Source organism: Lactonifactor sp. BIOML-A5 (assembly GCF_009677585.1).
In the GTDB taxonomy this organism is placed as follows: domain Bacteria; phylum Bacillota; class Clostridia; order Lachnospirales; family Lachnospiraceae; genus Lactonifactor.
Window position 1 is genome coordinate 186749 of the sequence record NZ_WKYV01000002.1, and the last position, 22086, is coordinate 208834.

Genomic DNA, 22086 nt, shown 5'->3' on the forward strand with positions numbered 1-22086 from the left:
GCTAGGCCAGCATCATCACCGGATCGTCCAGCAAATCCTTGATCGCCTTCAGCAATTTTGCCGCAGCTGCGCCGTCAAATACCGTGTGATCAAATGACAGGGAAATCTGCATACAGGTTCTGACACATATTTCATGTTCCACCACTGCCGCTGTCTCTTTCATACAGCCCACCCCGAGAATCAGGCATTCCGGGGAATTAATAATGGGGTCAAAGGACTCAATTCCAAACATCCCCACGTTGGAAACGGAAAAGGTTCCCCCGCTCATATCCTCCCCGGATAACCGTCCGTTTCTGGCCTTCTCTGTCAAGGTCCCGAATTCACCTGCCAGTTCAAAGATTCCTTTTTTATCCGCGTTTTTAAGCACCGGGACAAGGAGTCCGTCAGGGGTATCCACAGCAACACCGATATTAATATCCTTCTTTATGCAGAATCCTCCCTCCTGCGTAATACAATTCATGTGGGGATATGCCCCCAAAGCAGCTGCACATGCCTTGACGATAATTTCGTTGTACGACACTCTGGTCTGCTTTTTTAACTTTTCCCGAAAGGCAATTAAGTTTTCACAGTCAACGGTGGTTACCAGGGTCACCCGCGGTTTGTGATTTGCGCTTTCCAGCATATGTCTCGCAATTGCTTTTCTCCTGGGAGTAAAAGGCACAAAGACAGATGCGTCCCGGGAAACAGGCGCCTCATACCTGAGAACATCCGCTTTCACAATTCTTTTTCCTTCCTCTTTCGGAGAAAGCTCCTCTATGGGAATCCCTAAATCTTCCGCCATCTTCTTTGCCAGAGGCGAGATACGCACCTTCCCTCTTTTTCTCTCCTGTCCGGCAGCCTTTCCTCCCGGCTTCCTCTCAGGGACGTCCGCCGTATCAGGTTCCGGCTTAGGATCTGCACTTGCTTTGTTCTGATCTGCCCTCTCCTGCGTATACTCCTCTCCCTCCTCCAGCAGGATCGCAATTTTCTCCTGACAGGGGACGGTATCTCCCGGCTGCGCCAGGAGCTTGTACACGATTCCTGCATCCGTGGCAAAGATATCCTGAACAGCCTTGTCTGTCTCTGCCCGCAGCACAATCTGTTCCTTTTCGACCTTATCCCCGGGTTTTATGAGCCATTCGTCGATCACTCCCTCTTCCATATTCATTCCAATTTTAGGCAAAACTAAGTATTTCGGCATAGAGTCTCCCTCCTCAATCATTGGATAAGCTTTTATGAACCGCACTTATAACATCTGAAACATCCGGCAATACGGCAGATTCCAGAACCGCATTATAGGGAATCGGAATATTCAGGGCCCCCACCCGAAGGGGAGGGGCATCCAGAAGATCAAAGGCTCTCTCATTGATCTCGGCCACGATATCACTTCCCATTCCCCCCCGTTTACAGGCTTCATGGACCACAATGACCCTGCCTGTTTTTTCAATGGAAGCAATCACCGTATCGTAATCCAGAGGCAGGAGTGTCCGCAGATCGATTACCTCGCAGGAAATTCCTTCCTGTTCCAGCTTTTCGGCTGCCTGGAGACAGGTTTTTACCATACTGGAATAGGTCACCAGGGTAACATCCCGTCCCTCCCGGGAAACAGCAGCCTTTCCTATCTCCACCAGGTAATCCTCTTCGTCCGGGACCTCTCCCTTCACCGCATAGGTTCGTTTGTTCTCAAAAAACATAACCGGATTATTGTCTCTTATGGCTGCCTTAAGCAGTCCCTTACAATCAGCAGGTGTATAGGGCGCTACAATTTTCAGTCCCGGCACATGGTTGAACCAGGACTCCAGGGACTGACTGTGCTGTGCAGCCTGCCCTCCCCCGGCCCCTATAGGAACCCGTATGACCAGAGGCATTTCCACGTTTCCCCCAAACATGTACCGCATTTTTGCCGCCATATTGACGATCTGATCCATGGCAAGGGTAACCCAGTCGCAAAACATAATTTCCACAACAGGACGCATGCCCGTGGCAGCAGCTCCCACACCCATACCGGTGAACCCAGGCTCGGATATGGGGGTGTCGATTACACGCTCCAGTCCAAACCTGTCTGCCAGACCCATGGTTACGCCAAAAGGATTTCCTTTCACGCCGTCATCACACCCCATAATGAATACACTGCTGTCCCGCTCCATCTCCTCGGCAAATGCCTCGTTTAAAGCTTCTCTCACTGTTTTTATGCTCATAACACTTCTCCCTCTTTTCAGATAATGATCTCACCGTCTGCATAGATATCCTCGTAGAGTGTCTCCAGAGACGGCTCATGGCATTGGGTATCCGCATATGCAATGGCCTCTTGAATTTCAGCTGCCGCCCGTTTTTGTATATCCTCCAGTTCCTTCCCGGGGACTCCTGCGCCCTCCAGGAATTCCCGGGTCCTCGTCACCGGTTCTATCTCGTACAGTACTGCTATTCTCTCAAGGTCCTTTTCGTCTCTGTAGTTCTGGTCATCCCCCACATGGTGGCCCAGCATCCTCATATAGCGGGCCTCAATCAGGGTGGGGCCTTCCCCTGCCCTTGCTCTGGCTGCTGCGTCCCTGACGGCTTTATACACTTCAAATACATTAAATCCGTCAATCTGTATCCCTGGCATCCCAAAGCCCTCTGCCCTCTTATAGGCGTCGTGCTCCTTTGTCACCCTCCAGTAGTCCGTCCCTATGGCCCACTGGTTATACTCGCATAGAAATACTACCGGCAGGTTCCAGGCTGCCGCCATGTTCAGAGTTTCCGAAAAAGGGCCCTGGTTGCAGGCTCCGTCCCCGAAAAAGCTGAGTGATACTTTCCCATTCTTCTGAAGCTTTGCCGAGAGAGCAGCCCCTGCAGCAGGGGCAATGCCGCTGCCTACAATCCCCGTTGCTCCCAGGATTCCGCTTTCCACATCAGCAATATGCATGGAGCCTCCCTTCCCCTTGTTGTAGCCCTCCGCCTTTCCGAACAGTTCTGCGAACATCCTTCCCGGAGAAGCTCCCCTGGCAAGAGCATGCCCGTGTCCTCTGTGGGTACTGGTGATGTAATCCCCCTTTTCCAGGGCATAGCAGGCCCCCACAGCGATTGCCTCCCCGTAATAATACGCATGGCACATACCCCTGATCTTATCTGCCCTCCATAAATCCCGCACCTTTAACTCAAATTCCCGTATTTGACAGATCCTGTAGAACATTTCTTTTGCCTCAGCCAGGGTCAAGTCCTCCGGCAGCTCCCTCATAGGTGTATAACTGGGGATAATTGATTTGATTTGTTCTGCTTTTTCATTCTCCATTTCTGATTCCTCCATAACTCCTTGGCAGACTATATAACAAAAGCTTTAACTTATCTGTATCATACCACAAATTATTTGCTTACTTCTACGCAATATTTTTGGATTTTATCCATATTTATAACAAATATGCGGCATCTTTTTTGTTTATTTTGTTATATCTGCCTTTTTGGCCAGTAATCCAGCAATATCTCTCAATATTATTAGAATATTTTTCCATTAGTTATATTGCACATTCCAATTTTTTTGTGTATGCTTTGAGTTAATAGAATAGATTAGGAGGTTGAATTATGCGAGTTACGCTTTACGAGATTGCCCAGGCCACTGGGGTATCTGTCTCTACTGTCTCCCGGGTGCTTAACAATGACAAAAGCAAACCGGCCAGCAAAGCAACCACAGAGCGCATCATAAAGGCAGCCTACGATCTGGGATACTATACACGCACCCCGGAGACTGAGACATACATTCCAGAACCGGCGCACAGGAATCTCACCTGCTTTCTGGCGTCTGCCAGCGATACCTACAATGATTACTTTTTCTCCCAGCTTCTGCTGGGCATCCAGGAGGAGTCCGGACGGATGGGCTATTCCATTACACACACCCTCTCCACTTCCACGGAAAGTGCGGAATCGATCTGCAAAAGAATCTCCGACACCTCACCGGACGGCGTTATTCTGATGGGACGTGTAAGCAAAAAAATAATGAATTTTCTTAATACCCTAACTCTGAATATGGTGTATACCGGGCTGAATAAGCTGGATGTCAGCATTGACCAGGTAATCTGCGACGGCTACGGGGCCATTGTAGATTCCGTGAATTATTTGGTAAAATGTGGGTTTACAAAGATTGGATTTATAGGGACGATTCCCTCAGAGAAATCGGACATCTTAAATGAGCATCGTTTCCGCGCTTTTTCAGACGCTGTAAAACTCAATGATTTGAAGTTAGATATGAATCTGTGCAAAAATATTCAGCTTGGCACAGAACAGGCCTATAATGCTGTTATAGAATTGCTGAGAAGCGGAGAGATCCCAGAGGCTTTCTGCTGCGCCAATGATATGGTGGCCATCGGGGTAATCAGCGCGCTGACGGATTATCAGTACCGTGTACCGGAGGATGTATCTGTCATTGGTCTGGATGATATAGAGATGGCTAAATTTATGAAGCCCAGACTCACTACGTTTAATATGCAGAACCGGGAATTGGGAAAATTTGCTGTGAAGATTCTGGACGACAGAATCAACGGCCTTCACTCCGTACCCGCGGTCATACAGCTACCAAGCACATTGATGGTGCGTGACAGCTGTACTCCCAATCCCAGAAAACATTCGGCATCCGTAGAACTCCCCAAGGCAGAGCACAAAGGCTGACGCTTAAAAGCTCTGCGTCAGCCTTTGTATTAATCTACGGTTTTCATATCAGCAAAATTCATACGGTATCTCACCCGTGGTAACTTTGGAATAGTAATCAATCCGCTCAATTATATGTGCAAATTCTTTCATCCTTGTTACCCTGGGATAATTGCAGTCAGGATTTTTTGTCTTATCCTTATTGTTAAAGATGGGGTGCCGGAGCATCTTCTCCAATACCTCTTCCCCGCTGTATCCCCACGCCTCAAAACTTTTATCCGATGCCAGGTGGAGATCCCGGTTCAGCTGTATTACCCAGTCAATGAGCATCTTCACCTGGAAATCACCCTCTGACACATTTTGTTTGGCCAGAGCGTTATATGCCTTCCGGTACTTTTCCTTACACCCCAGGCCGTTCCATTCAATCACAGCAGGAAGCGCCATAGCGCAGGCATCTCCGTGGGGCATGTGGAAGGGCTCCTCTCCCATAGGATGGGTAATCACGTGATCCTGGCCGATGCTGGCAATTCCCAGAGAAAATCCCGCATACATACAGGCCAGACTCATTTTATCCGCGTATTCATCCACAGCCGGGTTTGCTGCAAAGGGGCGGATACAGTCGCCGATGAGTTCCAGTGAGTGAAGAGAAAAGAGCTCAGTAAAGTCGTTGGCACTCATACTTGTGTAGGATTCCAGTGCGTGTGTGAGGGCATCCACCGCTGTGGCAGCCGCAATGTGGAAGGGAAGCCCCGCCAGCAGATCCGGATCCAGAACCGCGTAGGAGGGCAGTATGGAATCGTGGGAAGGCACCAGTTTGAATCCATTCTCGTCACAGATTACTGCGTTGCGGCACACGTCGCTTCCGGTACCTGCAGTAGAAGGTACTGCAATCATTGGATAAGTCTTATGTTTCAGCGGTACCTGGGGCGGGATTCCAATAAAATCCATGACTTTTTTGCCGGAATCCCCAACGATGGCCACGCCTTTGGCGGTATCCATGGTGCTGCCGCCCCCTACTGCAATCATTACCTGGGCCCCGAACTCCCGGAATGCCGGGACAGCCTCCCCGTCAATGGTTGCCGCTTCCGGATTAGGGCGCACATTATCAAAGATGAAGTAGGAAATCCCTGCCTCTTTTAACATTTTTTCAAAGGGATCTATCACACCAGCCTTGTAAAGCCCCGGATCCGCGATGAGCATCACACGATCCCATCCCTCTGTTTCCAAAATATTTGGAATCATCTGTATGCACCCTGATCCCTGATAGATCCGCTGCATAATTCCGAACTGTAAGTATTTCTTTGTTCTTGCCATATGAAACCTCCCTGTTTAGTGTGTACCGTCCAAAATTGCTCCCTGCTCTTTTAAGATTTTCTGGAGTTCGCTTACATCACCCTCAAGCTCTCTGGGTGAAACACCTTTTTTGCTGCAAAGAGCTCCTGCCACGCCTGCCGCCTGGCCTGTGATCATGGTCTGATGCAGATACCTGAGATATGCATCCCGGTCTGTGGATACATGTTTCCCCGCCACCAGAAGGTTCTCTGCTTTCTGCGGAACCAGACATCTGTAAGGAATATCATAGGATCCCCCGTCCTTCGGGCAGACCTTTTCTACCTGGGCAATGGTATTCTTGTCAACTGTGTGATGGGCCCCCGCCTTGAAGTGGCTCTTGCCGATAACATCCCCAAACTCCCTGCCCTCTGCAACGTCGTCCCTCGTCAGCCTGTAGTCCCCCATAATTCTTCTGCCTTCCCGCAGCCGCATCTCGGGACACATCCTGGTAAGGTATGCATTCTTAAATCCGGGAATATATTTGCGGAAGAACCTGATGGCTATTGCATTCTGTCTTCTGCACTCAATCTCGCCTTTTGTCAGATCCCAGGCATCGTCTGTGAGGACAAAGGGGACCTGAGAGGAATGCTGCATATGGGCCTGCAGGTGCCCGCCCTCTCTTGGAGTGATGAAAAAGCCTACGCCGCTGAATTCATGCCATTCGCCTGTCTCCAGTCCCATCTTGTGAAAGTCAATAAATCCCATCATCTCACCGAACATTGCAGGATCATTGCAGGTTTTATAGAACTCCAGGGCTTTCTGATGGGCCTCCTCTTTTCTCTCATCAGACCAGTGGGGAAGCGTATGCTCAAACCATACCAGCTGCTCCGGATTCTGATGAATCCAGTTCATCAGTTCTTCCCAGTCCACACCATCCATTGTAAAGGAAATGGTATGGGGCTGTACAGTATTTCTGTCCACATATTCGTAGGGAGCGCCGGCTCTCACTGCTATATCTCCCTCACCTGTACAGTCAATGACAATCTTGCCCTCAATTACAACCGTTCCGTTGGTATTCTCCACAACAATTCCCGTTACCTTTTCTTCTTCCTTTGTCACGTCAACCACAAGACTGTGCAGTAAAAGTTCCACACCAGCCTCCTCCATCATCTGGAAAATAGTGATAGAGAACCAGTCCGGATCCACATAAGAGAAGGTATACCCTGCCTCCAGGCGGTGTTCCGGCTTCAGATGGGGAAGGGCATGCCCCTCCTTCAGCATTCGGCTGTGAATCTCCTCGATGATTCCCCCCGCGTCCTGCTCACCCAGAGGATTGAACAGATGGGCAAAGGCAAATCCCGGAGGGCCTGAGAAGCAGAGCTGGCCCCCCAGGGATCCTACCCGCTCTACCAGAAGAGTGGATGCGCCTGCTCTGGCTGCGGCAATGGCTGCAGCCACCCCTGAGGTTCCGCCCCCGCATACAATTACATCATACTTTTTGTCATAAACGATTTGATCTCGTGCCATAGAAATTCCCCCTGTCTATTTTTTGAATTCTTCAATTGATTTTGCTATCGTTCCATCCGGAAGTGCAACCGGCTCCACAATCCCTTCGCTGTGCAGCGCCCAGGGAAGAATGACTCCGGAGTGACCCCCTCTCCCCCCGATTACCACGACTTCCACATCTTTGGGAGTCCTGGTCACCGGCATCGGATGGCGGTTGGCAAAGCTGGCCGGCCGCACGGGAACCAGTCCCCGGTTTCTAACCATAGGAACCTCATGGTATACATACGTGTGGATATGTTCCTGGATCATTTCCTTTGTGTATCCGCTCTTTTTCAGCATCATCCCGTGGTCAGGAGTAAGGCATACTACCAGCGGGCCTGGCATATAAGCATTGTTGGAACCCAGAGTGGTACAGCAGTGGGTTATGGTATCCAGGAGATCATGGCCGTCCAGGCTGAGGAAATCTATAATATCGTGAATAGGCTCCGCCTTCAGCACATATACGGTTGTAGTCTCACTGTCAAAATGATCCTCGTTAATCATATTCCACTGTGCCAAATCCGGCTCCTCTGCAAAGCAGTAGGTAAACTCAGCCTGGGAAGCGATACAGTCGAGATCGCAGATACCCGGAACAGAGCGGAAAATATTCATAATAACCAAATTCACCGCCCGGCCGATGGTGGCATTGGCCGGATACCCCGGTCCCTGGCAGCCCTGCCGGCCGGAAATACCCAGCTCCCGGGCTATAGGTCCTGACACAATCACCATGTTTCCGCCGGGATGGGAGGTTGTTACAGACTGGTTCAGGTTATACAGAGGACTATTTAATGCCTTGAATACAGCAATCAGCACCGGCATGGCATTAGGCTTGCATCCCGCCATAACAGCGGCTATGGCTACATCCTTTACGGTCACCTCCTTGCCGCTGGGTCCGCTGGCGCTGCACAACACCATATCTTCCGGGAAGGGGCAGTATTCCATCATCCTCTCATATCTGGCCTTTGTGGGGGGAATGATGGGGAGACCGTCGCTGATATGTTCCTGGTTAAAGAAGTCATTGATTTCTTCCAGATAAGCCCCTGGTTCCAGCAGCTTTTCTTCTTCTACCGAAAGGTTCTCTGACAGGGGAAGAAGTCCGTCCTCTCTCGGGGGAATCTTATCCATCTTGAAATCGATGCGCGCCAGTTCCTCCAGCTCTTTTCCGTTTGTTGTAAGGGAACGGATAATATAATCCCATTTTTTATCTACTTCAGCCTCAATCTCCTCTACAGTACTGGCCTGATAGATATCTACCGAACACAGGCAGAGATGACCGGCCCTGTAGACGCCCACGCCTTCGGTGATCCCGGTTCCGGGAGGTGCTGTCATATATACGGTGGGAATTCCCAGCTCCTCCAGAGCAATGGATAACACGGTTGTAGATGAGGAGGTCCCCATATCCCCAAATGCCACAATTGCCGCAGAAGGTTTTTCTTTCGCCAGCATCTGCGCGTATTCCTTCAGTTTGCCCGCGTCCTTTCCTCTCACGGTCTCCGTATACTCCACAAAGTTTTCAATTCCCAGTTCTCTCAGATGTTCCTTGATGCGGTCAAATACGGTGTAGTAATTGCAGAATCCCAATTTTGTATTATTATAAAACAGGATTTTTCCTGTCTTTAATTCTTCCAGGGATACTCTTGTTGCCAGTGTAATCTTTCTCCTCTCTTGATACCCCCTGGGATCGAGAATCGAATGGAACTGTAATGCCATAAATACCTCTCCTTTCCTGAAGCTTGATTTGTTATTGTCTTTTCGTTGCTAACATTGTTGCAGTTTTTTCAGATATTTTCAACAGTTCCAGACCATGTGTCAATTAATTCATTTTGCCAAAAACTTGACACCTTTTTTTGCCTGTCATTTTTTTGTCATACCCTGAAAATGCCAAAGCTCCTGTTTCTATTCTCCCGGCAGAGAAAATCCGTTAAGATATAACAAAAAGAAGGGAGGATACACGTTATGCCCACTGGTGTATTAGTAAATGGAATCTGCGTTGTGATAGGAGGAATCTTTGGGGGGCTTTTTGGCAAGAAGCTGCCAAAGTATATTGTAAATACGCTGCCTAATATTTTTGGCATCTCAGCAATGAGCATGGGGATTAGCCTGATTGTGCACGTTTCGTCTCTGTCTGCCGTGATACTTGCCCTCATCGTAGGAACCCTAATTGGGGAGACGCTTCATCTGGAGACCAGGATCAGCAGCGGGCTCCACCGCATCCTGTGCAGGAACCAGCAAAGCGACCGGCAGGCGGAGTTCATGTCTGTTATGATTAGCATGATAGTTTTATTCGGCTTCAGCGGCACAGGGGTATTCGGCGCTCTCAATTCTGGCTTCTCCGGGGACCATACCATATTATTTGCCAAGTCAATCCTTGACTTTTTTACGGCTATTATCTTCGGCGCCACACTGGGGTATGCCATCTGTATTACGGCAGTTCCCCAAACCACTCTGGGGCTTATCCTGTTTTTCTGCTCATCCTCGCTGCTCCCTCTGCTGACAGACCCCATGATCGCTGATTTTAAGGCCTGCGGGGGAATGATAACCTTTGCGGTAGGGCTGAAGATGACCAAAATCAAACACTATAATGTGCTGAATCTGGTACCCGCCCTGATTCTGGTTATGCCGTTCTCTTACCTGTGGGGGCTTCTGCCCTTTTGATGGGAAGCCCTGGGTGCAAAAAGGAGAAAAGGCCAGGATATGTCTCTCCTGCCTTTTCTCCTTTTTGCACTCCGCATACACGGTATTGTATTATATGGGCCTGCTCTTTGCTATCATCTCCAGGATAAAGTCCCTGCTCTCCTGCTTACTCATATTCCGGTGGGGATGAGATTTTACAAAATTCGTACAGCTGTAAAACAGAGAGGCCACTACCGACGGCTCTTCCGTAATCAGAGCACAGGCCCCCTTCTCTGTCTCATAATGCGTCCCCACGAATCCCGCCACCTCCCGCTCTTTGACAAACAGGGCAATATCCTCATAGGGATACAGCATAGAATAGTCTGTCAGGAGGATATTGAAATTGTCATATGCGCACATGGTCTCCAATCCCTGTACGAGCAATTTGCGGAATACGGCCTGGGACACATAAAAAGGCCTGCCCAGACAGTGGGAGAGAAAGCGCATCATAACCCGGTTCATCTTAAGCAGACGCCTGAGCTGCTTTTCATGTATAATATAAGTGATAGGCATACTGGATACATTTCTCATATATTCAAAGGAACATTGATAGAGAGTAAATTCATATTCCTTTTTTTCTTTTTCCGTGTAATCATTTTCCATCAGAGCCTCCCTCAGGTACTTCTCTGACACCATATAAAGAATGGGAGCGCCGGAAAAGTAGTAAACCGGGTTGGGATCCTGTACAATCTTTTTAAATACTGAGAAAAACTCTCCGTTGCTCTCAAACCCATATCTGTGAAACATACGCAGTGACTGATGAAAGAGTTCCATCAGCACTTCCCTGGCGTTTTGTAGAACCTCGGGGTCCGTAAAGAGATAGGTCTGTATCTTTTTGGTGAATTTCTCTGAGGTGACACCTATAAGCACGGCCATATTCTCAGCCAGAAAAATCGTTATCTTTATCTCCGGATCCCAATACTTGGGAATATAGTAGGCCAGGGCATTCCCCACCAGATGTATGGGGAGCCACCGGAACATAGACTGAGCCACCTGCCGGTACCTCCGGTCCACGGGATGTATCACATGTATGGTATTGTTGTTACTCAGAACATCAAAATTCTTGTCCTGCCAGCGCAGCTGATATTCCTCACTCTCAGAAAACCACCGGTTATCCTCCTGAGAGAACAGCCACAGATTGTTGCCGCTGCTTCCGGCCACATAGTCCAGAAAGGCATCTACCGCATCTCTTCTTCCATCTTCCCCTGAAAATATGTAGTATTCACTTTTTACTGCTTTCCTGGACATAAAATTCTCTATCGAATTCCGTTCAGATTCAGGATTCTTCGAAGCCAGCCAGAATTCCAGCAGAGTCACAAGAGCGTCTTCCTTCTGCTTTTCTTTCTCTGTAAACTTTCTGCTCAGCAGGTTTTCTATCCGCTTATACTCATACTTGGCATCCAGAGCCACAAAAAGCTTGGCAATTTTATGGGTATATTCCGGATTGAGACGCCGCTTCTCGCTCCTCCATTTGCTTACCAGGGAGTAATCCACATTCAGATATTCTGCCAGCTGCTTTCCCGCTAAGTGAAATTCCTTTAATAACTGGTTTAAATGTGATAACGCTGTATTCGGCATAGGCTTGTCATCCTTCCTTACTTGGTTTGTACTATACTATTTTATGCTTGGGAGATAAGTATATCATAAGGGATTTTATATAAAAAGGGAATGGGCGTCACATACTTGGGAGAACTTTTTTCACAGACGGATGAGTGCGGTTCGGACACCGAACCGCACTCATCCTGGTTATAATATTCCTAAAGATGCACAGGATACGGAAGACTCCGGCTGTAGTCCGGATCAGCCCCAGATTCCATAGCCTCCCACGAGGGCGTATATTACGCTGATAGCCAGAAGTACCACGGACCATACGATCATCCGGTACATAAGGCCCTGTCTTGTCTCTGCGTCTGCCGAAGAGAGCATAAGAGCGCCGTTTTGAGAGAACGGGCACATGCCGGTATAGCATGCCGTAATGATGAGGGCGGTAATCATAGCCAGTGTGCTGGCGCTGGTTCCGCTTTGGGTTAATCCATAAATCATAGGCAGCATCAGAGGATATACCACAGAAAGTGCACTGCAGAAGAAGCTTAAGATTCCTCCGAAAAGTGCGAATGCCGCCGGAAGTGCCCATGCAGGGAAATTCGAGTTGAGCCAGGTGCCGATGACATCTGCGATTCCGGCCTTTACAGCTACGGTCATAAGCATAGACACGCCGCAGATCAGTACCATAGCATACCATGGTACATTCTTGGCCAGTATCTCTTTCTCATCACCCAGCTTCAGCATCATACAGGCAATCGCCCCAAATACTGAGCAGACCTGAATATTAATGTGGGATGCCAAAAATGCGGTAACAGAATTTGCAACGATAAGGTTCAGAATCAGAGGCAGCATATTTGCCACTAATACAATGAGCAGAATCGCCAGTGTCTGTTTCTGCTTTTTATTAAACGGCGCCGGCTTATCCATAGTAACCGGCTGTGCTTTAAAGCCGCGGCACAGAAAATAGCAGATGATAAATGCAACAATACAGCAGGGAATGGACGCGAATCCAAACTTATAGGCAAGGCTAGTGGCTTCCTCGGGATTTGCCCATCCCGCATTCTGTATAAGACCTATGTTTGTAGGTCCCCCTGCAGCCCAGGGCAGCCCCCCTGTGGCCAAAGCACCCACATTTGTAGCAATAACAACGAGTATAGGATCAAATTTTGCCTTCTTGGCTATGGCGAATCCAATAGGAGCTACAAATACAATGCCCCATACGCCCACACCAATTCCGGAAATAATAAACGCTGTGAGAAACACGGAGATAGGAGTAAACCAGGGAATCCCTTTTGTGACATAGACAATTCTGTCAGCCAGCGCCGACAGCGTCCCGTTGTTGGATGCATACCCGAAAAATACACTGGTTACTAAAAGGATAAACATAATATTGACAGGCCAGTAGGCGATCACTTCATAGATGGTCGCCGGTCCCAGCCAGGAACCGATTAAAAAAGCAAAAGCAATGCCGATCAGTCCTATGTTGTTGTCAAACTTAACACCGATCAGTACCGTAATTACAATTGCCACCATTACTAAAATCATAATTGCAGAATTACTCAGCATATAATACCCTCCCATTTTTTAGTATTATTCCTTCTCATACCCCTTGCTGTACACGTTTTTTACCGGAATCTCCGGCTTTGGTAAAGGCAGGTATCCCACCTTTTTCATCAGGGGCTCATTGTATTCATAGAGTACATCCACCAGGGCCTTTCCAATCATTGGATCTACCATAGTAGGGTGGGCAACCCAGCTCCCGCCGGGAGCCATCAGCTCAACCCGGAAGCGTATTTCCTTAACCCTCTCCTCATAGGTAGCCCCGGGACGGTCCAGGATTCCCTGGTTGTCGAATCCCCCTACAAAGCACAGTTCTTTTCTGTATTTTTGTTTGAGCGCAAAGGGATCATTCTGAATCTGAAGAGGGTTCAGGGCATCTGCCCCCAAGTCAATAAACTCTTCTATCAGGGGCGCCACATATCCGCAGGAATGGTGTTCATACAGCATTCCCTCTCCATGTACGGCCTCCACAATTCTTTTCAGCCTGGGCTTGAAGATCCGTCTCCAGGTTTCCACAGACATAAAGGTATTTCTGGCCTCCCCATAGTCATCGTGAAACTGGATCTTATCCGGCTTGTAGTACTTTGCAATGAGCTGGATCTGACGGATTCTGAAATCTGCCAGGGCATCCAAAAAGTCGCAGACCGCATCCTCGGCAGTGAGCAGAAAGCAGAGGGCATCCTCAAATCCGGTAAGGGAATGAAGCTGTTCAAATAATCCATTGATCATAATTACGCTGCTTATTTTGTTTTTTCTGTCCCATCCCGCAGTATCCCTTGCCGCACTCTCCTCCCAGGGCCAGGACTCACAATCCGGCATGGGAAGCGTCTCCCTCCAGTCTTCTATGTCCTCCAGGCGTCTGGTGCCTTTTGTCACCATAGGGCCTTCGTCCCCGGGACGGTAATCCCAGGAGATACCGAAACAGTCTACAAACCTTCCAAATCCCTTCACCCCTTCCTGCGTGGCAGTATACAGGCATGTATTCTGGTCCAGGTACTGGGAGGGGACCCAATAGGGTTCCTCGTGATGATAGGCCATCAGAATGTTTTCCCTAGCTGTCATCATTTACTTTCCTCCTTCATCGTTTTCTTACAATAGATAGAATTCCCTTATTGTTATCAACAATCTTATATTCTAAACCCATTATTTTCAATATAATGGGAGGATGTGTCCATATTACCTGTGGACATTTTCTTGACATTAGCCCCTTACAACAGGGCTTTCAGGGAGAAGAGCAAACCAGCGGCCTGCCCTGCGATAGTACAACGCCGGACCGGCCGCTGGCTGCGGACTATAAAAATCCCTTCATTACAATTACCTTTTTCTGGGTCAGTTCCTCAAGAGTATAGAACCCCTCTCTTCCGACTCCGCTCATCTTATATCCTCCAAAGGGCTGCATCATATTTCTGTATACCCCTACCCCGTTTACCACTACGCCGCCGGATTGAATCGCTCTTGCCATCTGCATGCCTAACTTCCAGTCTTTGGTGTACACACACCCCGACAGGCCGTATCTGCTGGCATTGGCAATTTCCACCGCTTCCTCGGGCGTATCAAAGCCTATAATGGGAACCACTGGTCCGAAAATTTCAAGATCCTTTGCAATATCCATTTCCTTAGTCACATCTCCCAGAACCGTAGGCTCATAAAAAGCTCCCTGCCGGCGTCCGCCCCACAGCAGCTTCGCTCCCTGTGCCAGGGTATGGTTTACCTTCTCCTCCACCCCCTTCGCCGCCCGTTCCGATATCAGGCAGTTCATTTTCATCGTCCCGGGCTTAAGCTCATTGAAATCCCGGTTCAGATACGCTTCTATCTCAGCTCTCCGGTCTACTCCGTATCCCATTTCAATAGATTTTGCTTTCGCAACCGCTGCCTCAGTAAATTCCCGAAGGAGAGAATTATGTACGATAAAGCGTTTCGGAGCAATACACACCTGCCCGGCCGCATTAAATCTCCAGTTAATTCCCTCCCGGGAAGCAGTCTCAAAGTCAGCATCCTCACAAACAATATAGGGATCATTTCCCCCCAGCTCCAGGGCGCAGGGGGCCAGCCTTTTGGCCACTGTCTCTGCTATCTCCACCCCCACCTCTGTACTTCCCGTCAGGGTCACCGCGTGGATCCGGGGATCTGCGGACAGATAAGGGCCTACGGTTTCCCCTCTTCCTGTAATCAGCTGGAGTGTATCACCCGGAACTCCTGCCTCCCACAAAAGCTCCGTGATACGAATCAATGCCAGAGGATTGGTTGTAGGCGGCTTCACAATTACCGCGTTGCCGGCGCACAGTGCAGAAGCTACTTTATAGGCAAAAAGCATCAGCGGCGCATTAAAGGGAATAATCGTCAGCACAGTGCCCAGGGGTTCATGGACGACCATCTGGAGATCCTTCTCTGTCTTCCCATCGTGGCCCGCCTCGGTTCCCGGCACCAGAATGCTTCCGTTCAGGCGTTTCGCACTTTCCAGATAGCCTTTAAAGAGGTCCGGCACTCCCTGATACTGAAACAGGCAGGTGCGCACGCTAAAACCGCTTTCCAGAACATGAATACTCACAATTTCTTTTTTGTTCTCCTCCAGCAGCTCATAAAATCTGTTAAATATTTTTTCTTTCTGCATGAGAGAAATTGCGTTCCATTTCTTAAAGCCGTTTTTCGAACATTCCAGGGCCTCATCCATATCTTCTCTGCCCGCCGCCGGAACAGTATCCAGAATTTCCCCATCTGCTGGATTGGTCACCGCAATTGTCTCTTTGTCCCGGGCATCTACTTTTTTACCATTAATCAGCATCTTCATAGTACAACTTCCTCCCTTTCGGTTGCTTGGTATCCTTTCACTGTATAAGTACAATGTATTTTTTTCAAACTCTTTTGTCAATCATTATAATATTACTGTCCCTTATTACAGATGACAATAAATTGACAGGTAAATTTTCTGGTTTTTTTGACTAAAAACGGCACAGGTCACCAGACATTTTTCTGGTACCTGTGCCGTTTTCTTTTACTTGAGAACTCATAATCAATCCCCTGGATGTCAATCCAGTACACCGCAGATGGCCTCCTGGTTCACATACGCCACCAGCTGATCTGCCATACTCTCGGAAAGCCCCAGATCCCAGAGCAGTTGAAGTATGGTATACCGGCTGCGGGTTTCCTTTGCATACACAATTCCATTCCAGAGCATTTCATCGGTGATTCCCTTCTGCGCGGGATAATAGGGCGCATCCAGCTGCTTCAGCAGGGACTTCATGCGCTCAGCCTTCGGGAGCTCTCGCAGAAGTCCCTGGATTTCCTCCCAGTGCTCCTGAATAACGTCGATTCGTTTTAACACTCCCTCTGTCCTGTTCTTCCCACTGTCCCGTTCTAATTGGATTATCCCGGCTGCAGCAGCCCCGTACACACGGCGTATGTCTGTCTCCCACTGCTCCGGGCAGTAGGATCTGGCATGGTTTCGGGCAGCTTCAAAGTTCACAGGTGTGATCTGCAGCAGCTCAGCTGCCCGCAGAATCATGACTGTGCCGATACCCACTTTAGCACCGTGCAAAACCGGAGGGAGATCCTTCTGGAGAAACAGCATCTCCCAATAGTGAGAAAGATGGTGCTCACAACCGGCGGCCGGCCTGGAATTCCCCGCAAAGCTCATAGCTACGCCGGTTTGTACCAGGGCCTCCATAACCTTCCCTACCGCTTCCTGATCCTTCTCTTTTACCCGGGCAGCATTTTGGTACACGTCCTGAATACAGTTGTTTACCATATCAACCATGGCCTGGCAGTAATACTCTCCATTGATAATTCTGGACAGCTTCCAGTCACAGAGACAAGTGAATTTCCCCAGTATATCTCCCAGACCGGCTGATATCATGGGAAACGGCGCATCTTTTAAGATTGCCGTATCTCCGATGATAAGTCTGGGGGAATGTGTCTCGTAGGTGGTCTTGCAATGCCCTGTAATGAGGGCCGCTACTGTAGATGCAAATCCATCCATGGGAGGAGCGGTTGCCACTGTTACAAAGGGTCTTTTTGTCCGATAACTGAAGAAACGGACCAAATCATTTATAGAGCCGGTGCCCACTGCTATCATTACCTCAAAGTCCGGGTTCAGGGCAAGAAGCATTTCCCCCAGGGCTTCCTCATCCGGTACCAGTGCCTTGGTACGGAATACATGGTTTTGAACGGAGAATCCTTCTTTTGCCAGCATCTCACGGATGCGTCTTCCCGCAATCTCATAGGTAATATCGTCACTGACAAGATAGATGTGACGGTAGCCGAATTTCCGGAGATAATCCGGAAGCATCTCTACGGCATTCTCTTTGATTTCTGCCGCCTCCAGTCTGGTATAGTGGGTCCGTCCGCAGCTGCACTCAAATACCTTTCCCAGATAATCTGTCAGCTTCATTGTCTTCCCGTCTATTCTCATTTCCTGCATCTCCTTTTATTCTGTAAAGATGATTTAAAACCTGGGTGCCTCCCCTGCCAAAATGGTCGTGCAGGCTCCTGAATTCCTGAAATAAGACCTCATACTGCCTGACGCTCTGGGGATCCGGATGATAGACAGTGCCTTCTCTGCAGTGCATGGAGGATATGGCCTCATCCAAGGTATCATATCCCCCCCTGCTTCTCCCTGCAGCCGCGGCTGCAAATATAGCAGAGCCCAGGGCACAGGCCTGACTGCAGCCGGCCACCCGAATGTCCCGGTTCAGGATATCCGCATAGATCTGCATGAGAAGATTGTTTTTCTGCGCTATCCCTCCCACTGCGCAGATCTCATTTACCTCCAGTCCATGTCCGGCAAAGTTGTCCACGACCATCCGGGCGCTGAATCCGGTAGCCTCCAGAACCGCCCGGAAGATATCCTCAGGCTTTGTCTGAAGTGTAAGTCCCAAGAGCACTCCGCTGAGTTTTGTATCCGCAAGCACACTTCTGTTCCCGTTCCACCAGTCCAGAGCCAGCAGCCCATTTTCCCCCGCACGAAGGCAGGATGCTTTTTGTGTCAGAAGTTCTAATACAGAGAGCTGCTTTTCTCCGGCCTCCTTCTCCAGACTTTCATTGACACAATTCTGTGCGCACCACCCAAAGATGTCCCCGCAGCCGGACAGTCCTGCCTCATACCCATAAAGTCCCGGGATCACAGCTCCATAGGATACCCCGCACATCCCTTTGAAGCATACCTCCCGCCGGGACAGCAGCGTCATCCCCATACCGGTTCCTATAATCATCACAAGCTTTCCGGGTGTGTTCACCCCCACAGCAGCAGAAGCCGAATGTGCGTCAATCCTGGCCGGGGCCACAGCCGTCCCCGGGGCCAGGGAAGTCAGTGCTGCCCCCTCCCGTGTCAGGCTTCCAATCCTTACATCCAGAGGGTAAATCTCTGATTCCGGGCAAAGCTTCTTACGGACCAGCTCCTTTGCCGACGGGTCCAGGGCCTCGAAAAAAGCATCCGGCGGATAGCCGCGGGAGGGATCCCACAGGAATTTCAGCCCGGCCATACAATAGTTCATCGTCCGCTTTCCTGTAAGCTTACAATTGATCCAGTCTCCTGCCTCCATGAAGCAATGTGCTGCCTGATAGACCTCAGGGGCTTTTTGTGCCGTCTCTAAGATTTTAGGTATGGCCCATTCCGACAGGATCCGGCTGCCATACCGTCTCAGAAAGGGTTCTCCCCGCTGTTTTGCTATGCGTGTGATCTCATCTGCCTGGGCAGATGCCGTATGCTGCTTCCACATCTTAACGTAAGCATGGGGATTATCCCGGAATCTTTTCTGATTGCAAAGTGGTTCCCCCACTTCATCTACCGCCAGAAGGGAGCAGGAAGTAAAATCTACCCCCAGACCAACGATATCCTCTTTTGGAATACCGGAATTTCTCACAAGGCCTTTGACGGCCTCTGCCATAGAAGTAATATAATCATTGGGATCCTGGAGTGCGGACAATGGAGGAAGTAAAGTCCCGTCCGGCAGTTCTGTTTCCATAACTCCCCGGGCGTAGCTGCTGACCTGTTCCCCCGCCTGTCTCCCGTCCTCTACAGAAAATAAAACTGCCCGCACTGACAGGCTTCCAAAATCAATGCCAATGGTGTATTTGCTTCCCATAACGGTTACTCGTCCTCTCTGCTGCCGTACCGGATTGCCTCATCATACATAGCAATGACATTTTCCGGCCTGACACCGTACTGAATGTTATGTACCGGGTTAAACACAAAACCTCCCCCTTTCCGGAAGATATCGATCCGTTCCCTTACCTGGGCCCTGACTTCCTTTGGCGTTCCAAACTGCAGGGTTGTCTGGGTATCCGCCCCGCCGCCCCAGAAGACAATATCTTTTCCGAATTCCTCCTTCAGGGCAGCCGGATCCATGCCTGCGGCCGTTGTCTGCACCGGATTAATAATGTCAATTCCTGCCTCAATCATATAGCCCAGGATATTCCGGATCGATCCACAGCTGTGGTACATAGTTTTGGCATGGCTGTGACTGTGCACATAGTCGTTAACCTTCTTCAGGTTGGGCAGATAGAGATCTCTGAAGATATCAGGATGAAACAGTTCCCTGTCCTGTGTGCCGTAATCTGTGGTTGACATAAATATAGTGTCAATATAAGGCTCTACTGCTTCCAGGTACAGTTTCAGGTTCTCTATGGCCCTGTCTGCTGTAGCTTCCAGAATCTCATACACATATTCCGGGTCTGTACAGAGGCGGCAAAGCCAGTCTGTAAATTCATGGCCCGCGAATATACTCGTGGATGTCATACGAAGCTTGCCAAATCCTCCGCTCACAGAAAATTCCGTGTGATTGTAAAGGTCCTTTGCCCTCTGCTCCAATAGTTTCAGCTCTTCGTCACGGTAGAGGGGGATAGACTTTCTCCACACTTCCGGATCCATAAGGTGATCGTCATCTGCAGAGACAGCCAGTGCAGGATCGTTATACCTCTCAAAATACAGCCCGCCCTTCTGGGGCATGAACGCCACCTTCCGCCCCTTTTGATTGCGCAGAATTAGGTATCCCTCATCGTCATATTCCGGGGCAAAGCCCCCGGGCACCTGCACGGTATGTCCCTTTCCTGTGGTCCAGTTTTTCCAATCTTTATTGTCCAGCTCCCAGGTCTCACAGACATTCTCCAGCTGAATTACATCGCACTTGAAGCGGGAGAGTATCGGCTCCTCTACTCTGGCCAGCATCTGAAACTGATCGTAAACCTTAGGTATCCCTACCTCAAGTCCCAGCAACTGTGCCACCTCCAGATACTCGTCCACATGAATTCCAGAAGCCTTCGTGCCCCCGAGATCTATGGGGAGTTCCTCTGTTTCTTCGTGATTTATTGCTTTTCTGATCCGTTCTCTGGATGTCATCTGCACTTCTCCTCTCTGTTTTGCCCAGTTGTCTGTTTACAAGATAGATTCATTATTTTTACCTGGGACGCTTCCTCTTTTTTTAATTCTCCGCTGACCCTTCCGTCAGACAGAACCACAAAGCGATCACACAGGGCATATAATTCAGGGAGCTCCGATGATACGATAACAATAGACATCCCTCCCGCCGCCAGATCTGCTATTACCCGGTAAATCTCACTTTTGGCGCCCACATCTACCCCTCTGGTCGGCTCGTCCAGCAACAGCACTCTGGGATTGGTTATTATACACTTGCCCAGCAAAACCTTCTGCTGGTTTCCACCGCTGAGGGACAGGATCCCGGCATCCAGTGAGGGAGCCTTGATGTGAAGCATCTTAAAATATTTCTCTGCTAATTCCTTTTCTTTCTTCCGGTCTATAAACGGTCCTTTCTTCAGCTTGTCCAGATAGCTTAATGTAAGATTCTGCCGGACATTCATGGACTTCACGTAACCGTCCCTCTTTCTGTCTTCATTCAGCAAAGAGATCCCGTAGGCGGATGCAGTCTTCCCCCGGGACATAGCCAGCTCCTTTCCGTCCAGGAAGATACACCCCGCTTTTTTCTTCATGATGCCGTAGACCGCGCGGAGAGTTTCGCTTCTGCCCGCGCCCACCAGACCGGCCAGCCCTAAAACCTCGCCGGCGCGCACGGAAAAACTCACGTGATCCACAATATTTACCTTTTTATTATAGGGGTGGGGGACCGTAAAGTCCTCCACCCTAAGCACCTCCTCCCCGATTGTCTTAGGGACCGAGGGATACATCTTTTCCATCTTCCGGCCGATAATGTCCTCCACAATCTGTTCTGAATCATACTCTGGCCCGGAGTATTCGGAGATAAATGTGCCGTCCCGCAGAACTACCACCCGGTCAGAGATGTGGAATACCTCTTCCAGCTTGTGAGAGATATAAATACAGGAGATCCCTTCCCCCTGGAGCCTGCGCAGGATATTCACAAGAAATTTTGTCTCAGATTCCGTGAGTGCGGCAGTGGGTTCATCCAGAATCAGAACATGAGGGTTTAGGATAAGGGATCTGGCAATGCAGATCAGCTGCTGTATGCTGGCGCTTAAATTGCGCACCAGCATATTTACATCCAGTTCTATCCCCAGAGTTTTAAGCACATCCTCTGCCTCCTGCTTCATCCGTTTCCAATCAACCATTCCTCGCGGTGTCTTCGGAATATGGCCTACAAAAATATTCTCTGCCACCGTCAAATCCAATTCCAGGTTGATTTCCTGATAAATCATGGCAATCCCGGCATTTTGTGCATCCCTTGGGGAACGAAACGTTTTTTCTTTCCCCTGTACCTCTATAGTTCCTGTATAGCTGCCCGCCGGATAGATCCCGCTTACTATTTTCATGAGCGTAGATTTTCCTGCCCCATTTTCCCCCAAAATTGCCAGGATTTCTCCCTTTGTCAGGGCAATGCTTACATTTTGCAGTACCTGATTATCATAAAAGCTCTTGCAGATATGATTCACAGACAGAACGATTTCTTTTCCCTGCATAATATTTCCCCC

The 22086-nt window shown here is 49.3% G+C and carries 16 protein-coding genes; 2 read left to right on the plus strand and 14 right to left on the minus strand.

The window, feature by feature from the left end:
- Position 1 precedes the first annotated feature (1 nt).
- The 3 genes from GKG41_RS02315 to GKG41_RS23075 are packed head-to-tail and all read right to left on the minus strand — an operon-like array spanning position 2 to position 3250.
- Complete coding sequence (locus GKG41_RS02315; protein WP_173015507.1) at positions 2-1180, minus strand: dihydrolipoamide acetyltransferase family protein; 1179 nt, start codon at positions 1178-1180, stop codon at positions 2-4.
- Positions 1181-1193: 13 nt separating this feature from the next.
- Complete coding sequence (locus GKG41_RS23070) at positions 1194-2177, minus strand: alpha-ketoacid dehydrogenase subunit beta (RefSeq protein WP_173015508.1); 984 nt, start codon at positions 2175-2177, stop codon at positions 1194-1196.
- A gap of 17 nt (positions 2178-2194) precedes the next feature.
- The gene (locus GKG41_RS23075; RefSeq protein WP_173015509.1) at positions 2195-3250 is read right to left on the minus strand and encodes a thiamine pyrophosphate-dependent dehydrogenase E1 component subunit alpha; all 1056 of its coding nucleotides are present in this window, start codon (positions 3248-3250) and stop codon (positions 2195-2197) included.
- 287 nt (positions 3251-3537) lie between these two features.
- Here GKG41_RS23075 and GKG41_RS02325 point away from each other — a divergent pair, with 287 nt between their 5' ends.
- Positions 3538-4617, plus strand: coding sequence for a LacI family DNA-binding transcriptional regulator (locus GKG41_RS02325; protein WP_154256864.1), 1080 nt, complete (start codon positions 3538-3540; stop codon positions 4615-4617).
- Between the two features lie 48 nt (positions 4618-4665).
- On the opposite strand, the gene GKG41_RS02330 is transcribed toward GKG41_RS02325, so the two are convergent.
- Genes GKG41_RS02330 through GKG41_RS02340 form a run of 3 tightly spaced genes read right to left on the minus strand, consistent with a single transcriptional unit; the run spans position 4666 to position 9123 of the window.
- The gene (locus GKG41_RS02330; RefSeq protein WP_154256866.1) at positions 4666-5910 is read right to left on the minus strand and encodes an iron-containing alcohol dehydrogenase; all 1245 of its coding nucleotides are present in this window, start codon (positions 5908-5910) and stop codon (positions 4666-4668) included.
- 15 nt (positions 5911-5925) lie between these two features.
- Positions 5926-7395 (minus strand): FAD-dependent oxidoreductase, encoded by a 1470-nt coding sequence (locus tag GKG41_RS02335; protein WP_154256868.1) that lies wholly within the window; start codon positions 7393-7395, stop codon positions 5926-5928.
- Positions 7396-7410: 15 nt separating this feature from the next.
- Complete coding sequence (locus tag GKG41_RS02340; protein WP_154256869.1) at positions 7411-9123, minus strand: ABC transporter substrate-binding protein; 1713 nt, start codon at positions 9121-9123, stop codon at positions 7411-7413.
- 246 nt (positions 9124-9369) lie between these two features.
- On the opposite strand from GKG41_RS02340, the gene GKG41_RS02345 reads away from it, so the two are divergent.
- Positions 9370-10068, plus strand: coding sequence for a DUF554 domain-containing protein (locus GKG41_RS02345; RefSeq protein ID WP_154256870.1), 699 nt, complete (start codon positions 9370-9372; stop codon positions 10066-10068).
- 90 nt (positions 10069-10158) lie between these two features.
- Here GKG41_RS02345 and GKG41_RS02350 read toward each other — a convergent pair whose 3' ends face one another.
- The 8 genes from GKG41_RS02350 to GKG41_RS02385 form a co-directional block, all read right to left on the minus strand.
- Positions 10159-11664 (minus strand): helix-turn-helix transcriptional regulator, encoded by a 1506-nt coding sequence (locus GKG41_RS02350; protein WP_154256871.1) that lies wholly within the window; start codon positions 11662-11664, stop codon positions 10159-10161.
- A 222-nt stretch (positions 11665-11886) separates the two neighbouring features.
- A complete protein-coding gene (locus tag GKG41_RS02355; protein WP_173015510.1) occupies positions 11887-13197 on the minus strand; it encodes an SLC13 family permease in 1311 nt (436 codons plus the stop codon).
- A gap of 24 nt (positions 13198-13221) precedes the next feature.
- On the minus strand, positions 13222-14256 hold the full coding sequence (locus GKG41_RS02360; RefSeq protein WP_154256873.1) for a uroporphyrinogen decarboxylase family protein: 1035 nt from the start codon (positions 14254-14256) through the stop codon (positions 13222-13224).
- A gap of 226 nt (positions 14257-14482) precedes the next feature.
- Complete coding sequence (locus tag GKG41_RS02365; RefSeq protein ID WP_154256874.1) at positions 14483-15979, minus strand: aldehyde dehydrogenase family protein; 1497 nt, start codon at positions 15977-15979, stop codon at positions 14483-14485.
- A gap of 237 nt (positions 15980-16216) precedes the next feature.
- Positions 16217-17599, minus strand: a complete 1383-nt coding sequence (locus GKG41_RS02370) for a sn-glycerol-1-phosphate dehydrogenase (protein ID WP_173015511.1) — start codon at positions 17597-17599, stop codon at positions 16217-16219.
- The gene (locus GKG41_RS02375; RefSeq protein ID WP_154256876.1) at positions 17544-19271 is read right to left on the minus strand and encodes a ribulokinase; all 1728 of its coding nucleotides are present in this window, start codon (positions 19269-19271) and stop codon (positions 17544-17546) included. The genes GKG41_RS02370 and GKG41_RS02375 overlap by 56 nt, the downstream gene beginning before the upstream one ends.
- A gap of 5 nt (positions 19272-19276) precedes the next feature.
- Positions 19277-20524 carry a uroporphyrinogen decarboxylase family protein gene (locus GKG41_RS02380; RefSeq protein ID WP_154256877.1) on the minus strand — a complete coding sequence of 416 codons (1248 nt, stop codon included), beginning with the start codon at positions 20522-20524 and terminating at the stop codon, positions 19277-19279.
- Positions 20521-22074: a sugar ABC transporter ATP-binding protein gene (locus GKG41_RS02385; RefSeq protein ID WP_154256878.1), complete on the minus strand. Its 1554-nt coding sequence runs from the start codon at positions 22072-22074 to the stop codon at positions 20521-20523. The genes GKG41_RS02380 and GKG41_RS02385 overlap by 4 nt, the downstream gene beginning before the upstream one ends.
- Positions 22075-22086: the final 12 nt, after the last annotated feature.

Coding starts and splice junctions, on each gene's coding strand:
- GKG41_RS02315 (WP_173015507.1), bottom strand. CDS start 1,180: ATGCCGAAATACTTAGTTTTGCCTAAAATTGGAATGAATATGGAAGAG.
- GKG41_RS23070 (WP_173015508.1), bottom strand. CDS start 2,177: ATGAGCATAAAAACAGTGAGAGAAGCTTTAAACGAGGCATTTGCCGAG.
- GKG41_RS23075 (WP_173015509.1), bottom strand. CDS start 3,250: ATGGAGAATGAAAAAGCAGAACAAATCAAATCAATTATCCCCAGTTAT.
- GKG41_RS02325 (WP_154256864.1), top strand. CDS start 3,538: ATGCGAGTTACGCTTTACGAGATTGCCCAGGCCACTGGGGTATCTGTC.
- GKG41_RS02330 (WP_154256866.1), bottom strand. CDS start 5,910: ATGGCAAGAACAAAGAAATACTTACAGTTCGGAATTATGCAGCGGATC.
- GKG41_RS02335 (WP_154256868.1), bottom strand. CDS start 7,395: ATGGCACGAGATCAAATCGTTTATGACAAAAAGTATGATGTAATTGTA.
- GKG41_RS02340 (WP_154256869.1), bottom strand. CDS start 9,123: ATGGCATTACAGTTCCATTCGATTCTCGATCCCAGGGGGTATCAAGAG.
- GKG41_RS02345 (WP_154256870.1), top strand. CDS start 9,370: ATGCCCACTGGTGTATTAGTAAATGGAATCTGCGTTGTGATAGGAGGA.
- GKG41_RS02350 (WP_154256871.1), bottom strand. CDS start 11,664: ATGCCGAATACAGCGTTATCACATTTAAACCAGTTATTAAAGGAATTT.
- GKG41_RS02355 (WP_173015510.1), bottom strand. CDS start 13,197: ATGCTGAGTAATTCTGCAATTATGATTTTAGTAATGGTGGCAATTGTA.
- GKG41_RS02360 (WP_154256873.1), bottom strand. CDS start 14,256: ATGATGACAGCTAGGGAAAACATTCTGATGGCCTATCATCACGAGGAA.
- GKG41_RS02365 (WP_154256874.1), bottom strand. CDS start 15,979: ATGAAGATGCTGATTAATGGTAAAAAAGTAGATGCCCGGGACAAAGAG.
- GKG41_RS02370 (WP_173015511.1), bottom strand. CDS start 17,599: ATGAGAATAGACGGGAAGACAATGAAGCTGACAGATTATCTGGGAAAG.
- GKG41_RS02375 (WP_154256876.1), bottom strand. CDS start 19,271: ATGGGAAGCAAATACACCATTGGCATTGATTTTGGAAGCCTGTCAGTG.
- GKG41_RS02380 (WP_154256877.1), bottom strand. CDS start 20,524: ATGACATCCAGAGAACGGATCAGAAAAGCAATAAATCACGAAGAAACA.
- GKG41_RS02385 (WP_154256878.1), bottom strand. CDS start 22,074: ATGCAGGGAAAAGAAATCGTTCTGTCTGTGAATCATATCTGCAAGAGC.